Consider the following 7747-nt stretch of genomic DNA (forward strand, 5'->3'; position numbering starts at 1 on the left):
ATTTTTTAATGTAAGGCTTTTTTAACGGCTACAATCTGCTAAATAAGAATTTACTTAATAGCTGCAATCCCCTTTTTAACAATTGCGATAAGCTCCTCTTTATTAGAAGAATTTAACTGCTCTTTACCAACCTGTACTTGTTGTAACATTTGTTTTATAATAGCATCTGCACCATATTTTTTAAATTGTTCTGCTTTTGACACAAAATCATCAACCATAATTTGCGTAGCTTTTACATTGTCACTCGTAGCAATCCATTGAAATGCTTGACCATACAACGCTTGTACTTTAGGATCTGGATTAAAAAACAATCCTGCAATAATTTTATCAGCAATAAATGGCATTTCTTGAGTTAAGCGTTCGCTTACATAAACTTCTAACAAACCATTTACCATCCCTTTTTTATCTATGGGATTGGTAATACTAATCGCCTTGTCAATAGCTGTTCTTTTATCTATCTTATAAAGTGCACCAATAGCATTTGATTTCACAGAGTATGACTTACTTTCCATTGCATCTTTAAAAACATCAGCATATTTAGTATCGCTTAAACCACCAAGTATATTAATAGCTTTTGATCTTACTAATGTTTTATCATCAGACGTTGCTAATTTCTCAACCATCTTTAAAACACCTTTATCTTTACTAACATCTATTTTATCAAGAGCTAAAATTCTTAATCCGTAATACTTATCATTTAACGCTTTTGTCAATGTTTTATAGGACTCTTTATTATCCTGATCTGCCGCTAATATTTCAATAGCTTTTCTTCTATCCAAATAATTAGCATTTTTCATAGTGTATTGATAAATATAATAGTCAATAGATTTTTCATCTTTTATTTGAGCCAATAAAATTTTATCCGCATCAACATTTACCAATTGTGGTTTTGTTTTATACTTAAAGGTAAATTTCTCTTCTTTATTTTTAATCGTAACATTATAACGCTCTACGACATCATTCTCATAAACATCAATAGCTAAAGGAAAGTCAAAAAGCTTATCAGTAGTTTGTTTTATCAATACAGTTACTGAGTTACCTTCATCATTATAAATATAACTCACATTTAATTTAGGATGTCCAGAATTGAAATACCATTGGTTAAAAAACGGATTCAAATCTTTTCCACTAACTTCTTCCAACGCTAAACGCAACTGATGAGCTTCACCCGTTTTATATTTATTCGTTGTTAAATACTCTTTTAACCCTGCAAAGAAAGCTCTATTACCTAAGTAATTCCTTAACATATGTAAAATACCACCACCTTTATTATATGATACTGCATCAAACATATCTTCTCTACTACTATAATGAAAACGGACTAAATTTTTAGATTCGTTACCGCCCATATAATATCCTTGCAAATCATCGTAACGATGAGCATCTGCATAGTCTTTTCCATATTTATGTTCTTGCCATAAGTACTCGCTATAATTAGCAAATGATTCGTTAACAGATAAATTACTCCAACTCTCTGCTGTAACTAAATCGCCAAACCAATGGTGAAACAACTCATGAGCTATTGTATTTTCCCAAGTATTCTCATCAATAAGTTGACCCGAAGTTTGATTGGCATTTTCAGCATGAATTACTGCTGTTGTGTTTTCCATAGCTCCACTCACGTAATCTCTACAAACTATTTGAGCATATTTTTGCCAAGGATATTTTACACCAGTCAATTCAGAAAAGAAAGTGATCATTTCTGGAGTATTACCAAAAATCTCTTTCGCATAGGGCTCATATTCTTTTTCTACATAATAATCTACAGCAATATCATTCCAAGTATCTTTTACAATACTAAATTCTCCTACGCCCATAAAAAACAAGTAAGGAGCATGCTTTTTATCAAAATTCCAATAATCAGTTCTTGTTCCGTCTCCATTATCAGTTTGACTCTCTAATAATCCGTTAGACAATGTAACATATTTTTTAGGCACAGTCATATAGATTTCTTCTGAAGTCTTTTGATTAGGACTATCAATGGTAGGAAACCAACAACTACTAGATTCTGTTTCTCCTTGTGTCCATATCTGAGTTGGCTTGTCAGGGTCAGTTTCTAAAGGGTCAATAAAATACAATCCTTTAGCACTTGTAATAGCTGCACTCCCTTCTTGCGTTACTTCTTCTGGTCTTGCTGTATAAGTTATATGTAAAGTATATTCTTCATCTTTTACATAGATGTTTTCTAACTTTATAACCAACTTATTTCCATCATAGTCATATTTTAAAGACTTACCATCTCTAGATACTTTGTGAATCAACATCCCCTTTGCATCTAAGGTTACGCTTTGAACAGGATAAAAATGAGGTTTTAATGTAACCCACGCTTCACCAGCCATTTGACTTTTAGCAAAATCAAATGAAACTTTTAACTTGGTGTGCACTAAATCATTAATTTTCTCTCTTTCAGATTGATAGACCGGTTTTACCGAGATAGAATCTACTTTTTGAGCAAAAGAAAAATTAAAGATTGTAATTGTAATTAGAAAACTTAGAATTATTTTTTTCATTGTTTATAGTATATTTAGGCCACAAAGATAAACTTTTATAGAAATTATTCAATCGTTTTTTTTGGTGACAAGGCGAATACACTTGAGGTTTGGAAATAGACAACAAAAGTAACGACTTGGTTTTTGTTCATTTATTTGAATTGGCTGATGTATTTTTACAAAACAAAAAATAAAACATAAAAAAAACCTGAACGCAATTTGCGTTCAGGTTTTTACTTTTTTAGAACAACAAGCATAAGTACTTGTGTTATTTATCGTAATTCAAATTAGAATTATTTTATGTTCTTTGCTAAATCTTTTAAGCCTTTAAAGCTATCTCCATCAATATTACCTATTTCATTCATCATCTTAAGAATTTTACCAGGTTCCATTTTATCACCCAATACTCTAACTAAAGCAAAACCTTGGGTTTTGTCGTTTCCATAAACAATTAATTCATCGATAGTATTATCTTCTTCACTTCCTTCATATTTAATGACAACATCTCTACCTTTATCCTTAAAACGGATCAGTTCAACATATTTATCATCTTTAATAATGGCTTTTACTTTTGCTTTTTCTAACGCATACTGAGCCTCATTCGCCTTGTTTTTCACAAAAGCAAGCACATTTAATTTTTTTATAGACGCTAATGTGCTCTGTGCATCTGCCGATGCATCATCTTTTAAACTTACCAAGCTTGCGGGTAAATCTAAAGAAATAAAGTTATCATCATCTTGATTGTCTATATAATACTTTTGCAAAGACGGGCTACTTCCACATGAAGTAAATAATAGCATTACAATTGAAATAGATAGTATTTTGGTTATAGTTTTCATTGGTGTTTATGTTTGTGATTATCAAATTACTTTTAAAAAGGAGTCCCCTTTTACGAAGACCTAAAAGAGGCTTAGTTTTTCTTTTTTACATCTTTTAAATGCTCACCTCCTTGAATATTCATTTGCTCTGTAAGCTTAGAGATTTTATTCAAATCAATATCACCAGTTATAGAAACAATTACGGCTTTTGCATCACGGTCTGCACCACCCATGTTAGTACTTATACCATCAATAAACATAAAAAGTTCTTTTACATGATCTGCATCTTTACCCTCTCTTATATAAATTTTAACATTTCCCTCTTTATCCTTAACACTCATTAGTTCAGATAACTTAGAAGACTTTAAGTAACTAGCTACTTTAGCTTTCATTTCTGCGGCAATTGAAACATTTTCGGTAGCCAACACTCTTAAACTATTAAGACCACTTACAAGGCTAATATACTCTTTTGCATCATCTGTTTCTCCAGCTACTTTACCCATTAGCTCAAACATTTTTTTATTTACCGTTACTACAGATACATCATCCATATCAGCAAAATTATCAAATGTTGATTGAGCAAAAGTTGCTAAAGGTGCTATTACTAAAGCCAGGGCAATTATTAAATTTTTTGTTTTACTCATTATATTTCTATTATTGTTTTTGAGATCGTTATTTTTCATTGAAAAGTTCATTTCTTTATTATTATATAGTATGTTCATAATTTCTATTTTTTAGTTGTTTTTAAATACTTTATTCTGTGTTTTTTGAAACTCTTGTAATCCAGCAATAGCAACACTTTCTCCTTTATTTAGATTTTGAGAAATCAATTGGAATGCTTTCTGAGTTTCTTGATAAGCCAGTTGGGCTTCTATACGCTCTTGATCTGATAAACTACCAGGTTTATTAATCGTATAAATACTAACTAATAAGATTGCTGCAGCGGCTACTGAGGCCCATTTCCAATACGGCTTTTTAGTTTTTAAAGGAATGGTCTTCGTAAAACGTTCTGCTTTACTCTCATTAAAATAACCGAACATTGCTTTATATTCTAGTAAATGTACCGGTGTATTATCTTGTTGAAAATAGGCTGCCAATACCTGCTCTTCTTGCAAAGAAGTTTCAGCATTTTCATATTTTTCAATTAGTTGTTCTATGTTAGCTAATTCCATAGTTATGTTGTTTTATCAATTGTTGTCTTATTGTTTTTCTTGCTCTCGACAATGCTACACGCACCGCTGTTGGCTGTAAGTCAAGAATCTTGCCGATTTCTTCAAATTCAAAATTCTCAATATCTCTTAATTGTATTATTAATTTCTGTTTTTCTGGTAATTTCTCAATCAATTCATGTACTTTACTTACACTATCTTTTACCTCAATATCTCTTTCCAATGAGATATTATTATCCTTATAATTACTATGTACTAATTTTAAATTATTTGAGCGTTTTGCTTTTAATTGATCTAAACAATAATTTTTTGTCATGGTCATTGCAAAAGCTTCAACACTACTATAATTTTTCAGCTTACTTTTATTCTTCCATAATTTTAAGAATAACTCTTGCGTTGCATCCTCAGCCTCATCAATAGAGACTAACAACCTTTTAGCTAATCTAAAAACTTTGTCTTTTAACGGTAAAACTGTATTTAAAAATTCAGTTTGTTGCATTTTGGTTTGGTTTGGCACTAATTACACAAATTAACACGAATTTTTCTGTTTCATCGTCCCATCTCTATTTTAAAGACGATTAAGTGCTCATTTTGTTACTAATGTTTTTTTTGGTTTGATTATTGTTAGACTTAAATTCAATGATTAGAAATTGTTTAAATCTAAAATCTAATGTTTCAAATCTGTTGTCTATAATTTAAGACGAACAAGTGATCTTTTTGTTACATAGCATTAAACTATTGTAATTATTTTCCTTAATTTGCGACAAATTTTAAAAAAAATATATGAAGAAATTGGTATTAACCACCGTTACTCTCCTTACCTTATTATTTATCAGTTGCGATAAAAACAAAGATGAACCTCAAGAACCAATAGTTGAATTAAACAATGAAATTAACGACTTTGTTTGGCAAGGGTTAAATACATATTATTATTGGCAAGAAGATGTACCTAATTTAGCAGATACAAAAAATGATGAATTGAGCGATTACAACACCTATTTAAATAGCTATAGTGATCCTGAAGAATTATTTGAATCCTTACTGTTTCAAAAAGGTGTATCTGACAGATTTTCATGGTTTATTGATGATTATAGAGCTTCAGATGATGCTCGTAGAGGGGTTAACGATGCTTTTGGATTTGAATTTTCTTTAGCTAGATTGAATGATGATAGTGATGATGTTATAGGTTACATAACCTATATTGTTCCCAATACCCCTGCATCTGAAGCGGGATTAAAAAGAGGTGACGTTTTTAATGTTTTTAATGATATTACATTAAATATAAATAATTATTCAGTTGTCAATAAATATTATAGCGATAATAATATTTCGATGAAGTTTGCCACATTAGAGATTAACAACTCAGAGGCTTCTGTTGTTTCGAATGGAAAAGAAGCTAGTTTAACATTGCGAGAGGTTGTAGAAAACCCTATTCATTACTCAAGTACTTTTGATATTGATGGAAAAAAAGTGGGGTATTTAGTTTATAATGGCTTTAAATACACGTTCCATGGCGAGATGAATGATGTTTTTGGAGAATTTAAATCACAAAACATTCAAGAATTAGTTTTAGACTTAAGATATAATGGAGGTGGTTCTGTATTAACATGTGCTTATTTATCAAGTATGATTTATGGAGATGCTTCGACTAGTGATATTTTTGCCAAGTTAATTAATAATAGTAAAAATTCTGAAGATGACTCTTATTATCCATTTTTTAATACCGCTAGAATTTATGATATAGAAGGTAATAGTACTGGAGATGTAGCTATAAACCGTTTGTCAACAATTAATAAACTATATGTAATCGTATCAGATGATACCGCCTCAGCAAGCGAAATGGTAATTAATGGGTTGAGAGCCTATATGGGAGATGCTAATGTTGTTTTAATAGGCACAACCACCTATGGAAAGAATGTAGGGTCATTTACAATTTATGATTCATTTGATTTTGGCACTTCTGGAATTAACTTAGCTCATACAAACGCAATGCAACCTATAACATTTAAAATATTTAATAAATTAGACCAAAGTGATTACACAGCAGGATTTGAACCTGACATTCCGCAAGTTGAATACATTTCTGACATGAAACCATTTGGTGATGTTGATGAACCTTTATTAAAATTAGCTTTAGATGATATATCTGGCACAGTAAGTAGAAATCAGAATACAAAGGGATTTGAATTAAAAAGTAAAAAAGTATTTAATTCTGCTGACAAAAGACAATTTTCTAAGGAAATGTATATCTTACCCCAAGAATTAAAATAATAAATTACAATTATAAAAAGCTCATTTTACAAATTGTAAAATGAGCTTTTTAAGTTTTAGACTATGCGAATAGATAAATATTTATGGACAACCCGGTATTATAAGACCCGTAGTAAAGCTACAGATGCTTGTAAAAAAGGGCATATAAAAATAAACGCATCTAACTGCAAACCTTCAAAAGAGGTTTATATAGGCGAGAAAATTTTAGTCCGCAAGAATCAAATCAATTATGAATTAGAGGTGTTAGACTTACCTCCTAACCGCGTTGGTGCCAAACTTGTAGATCTTTATCGTAAAGACACGACACCTAAAGAAGCTTTTGAAAATTCAGAAGTATTAAAGTATTCCAAAGATTATTATAGAAAAAAAGGAACTGGTAGACCTACTAAAAAAGACAGAAGAGATATTAACGATTACACAGAAGAAGAATAATTGAAATGTTTTTTATTCTAAATTTCTAACATAAAATAATGATAGACAAAGCATTGAATTGTTTTAAAAAGAAAAAACACCGTATTTCTCTTTTTTTTTATAATTTCTCTCCTTATTTTTAGTTTTAAATTATCAAATTTTATTACATTTGCACTCGCATTAAAAAATTAATGCTGTTCATTAAAATTTTGGAGAGGTGCCGGAGTGGTCGATCGGGGCTCCCTGCTAAGGAGTTGTACTCGTAAGGGTACCGGGGGTTCGAATCCCTTCCTCTCCGCAATCAAATAAAGCTGCGTGTAAAATTTTAGCAGAACAAAGTTGTCAAGCTCGCTTGTAAAACTTTGAGAGGATAAAATTTTAAAAAGTGCCATGGCACTTTTGCAGATTTATTTGCAGTATGTGATAAAAGGGAACAACATTGTTAATCCCAACCACAACCAACAAAGCATCAATTGATGTTTGAAATATTGTTTTACAGTGATAACTGTTTTTTTCGGGGTGTAGCGTAGCCCGGTTATCGCGCCGCGTTTGGGACGCGGAGGTCGCAGGTTCGAATCCTGCCACCCCG

At 31.0% G+C, this 7747-nt stretch carries 7 protein-coding genes and 2 tRNA genes; 4 read left to right on the forward strand and 5 right to left on the reverse strand.

Annotated features, from left to right (window positions below; translation table 11 throughout):
* Positions 1–50: 50 nt before the first annotated feature.
* The 5 genes from D3P13_RS08325 to D3P13_RS08345 form a co-directional block, all read right to left on the reverse strand.
* Complete coding sequence (locus D3P13_RS08325) at positions 51–2510, reverse strand: M1 family aminopeptidase (RefSeq protein WP_117881145.1); 2460 nt, start codon at positions 2508–2510, stop codon at positions 51–53.
* Positions 2511–2782: 272 nt separating this feature from the next.
* A complete protein-coding gene (locus D3P13_RS08330; protein WP_117881148.1) occupies positions 2783–3328 on the reverse strand; it encodes a DUF4252 domain-containing protein in 546 nt (181 codons plus the stop codon).
* Positions 3329–3399: 71 nt separating this feature from the next.
* Positions 3400–4029, reverse strand: a complete 630-nt coding sequence (locus tag D3P13_RS08335) for a DUF4252 domain-containing protein (protein WP_232829157.1) — start codon at positions 4027–4029, stop codon at positions 3400–3402.
* Positions 4030–4041: 12 nt separating this feature from the next.
* Positions 4042–4479, reverse strand: coding sequence for a hypothetical protein (locus D3P13_RS08340; protein ID WP_117881151.1), 438 nt, complete (start codon positions 4477–4479; stop codon positions 4042–4044).
* Positions 4466–4975 carry an RNA polymerase sigma factor gene (locus D3P13_RS08345; protein WP_117881154.1) on the reverse strand — a complete coding sequence of 170 codons (510 nt, stop codon included), beginning with the start codon at positions 4973–4975 and terminating at the stop codon, positions 4466–4468. Before D3P13_RS08345 ends, D3P13_RS08340 begins: the two co-directional genes overlap by 14 nt.
* Before the next feature lie 284 nt (positions 4976–5259).
* On the opposite strand from D3P13_RS08345, the gene D3P13_RS08350 reads away from it, so the two are divergent.
* The 4 genes from D3P13_RS08350 (at position 5260) to D3P13_RS08365 (ending at position 7747) form a co-directional block, all read left to right on the forward strand.
* Complete coding sequence (locus D3P13_RS08350; RefSeq protein WP_117881157.1) at positions 5260–6747, forward strand: S41 family peptidase; 1488 nt, start codon at positions 5260–5262, stop codon at positions 6745–6747.
* Positions 6748–6810: 63 nt separating this feature from the next.
* Positions 6811–7179: an RNA-binding S4 domain-containing protein gene (locus D3P13_RS08355; protein ID WP_117881160.1), complete on the forward strand. Its 369-nt coding sequence runs from the start codon at positions 6811–6813 to the stop codon at positions 7177–7179.
* Positions 7180–7369: 190 nt separating this feature from the next.
* Positions 7370–7456: transfer RNA gene (locus D3P13_RS08360), tRNA-Ser, on the forward strand.
* 217 nt (positions 7457–7673) lie between these two features.
* Positions 7674–7747, forward strand: a tRNA-Pro gene (locus tag D3P13_RS08365).

This window comes from Aureibaculum luteum, from assembly GCF_003449015.1.
Taxonomy (GTDB): Bacteria; Bacteroidota; Bacteroidia; order Flavobacteriales; family Flavobacteriaceae; genus Aureibaculum; species Aureibaculum luteum.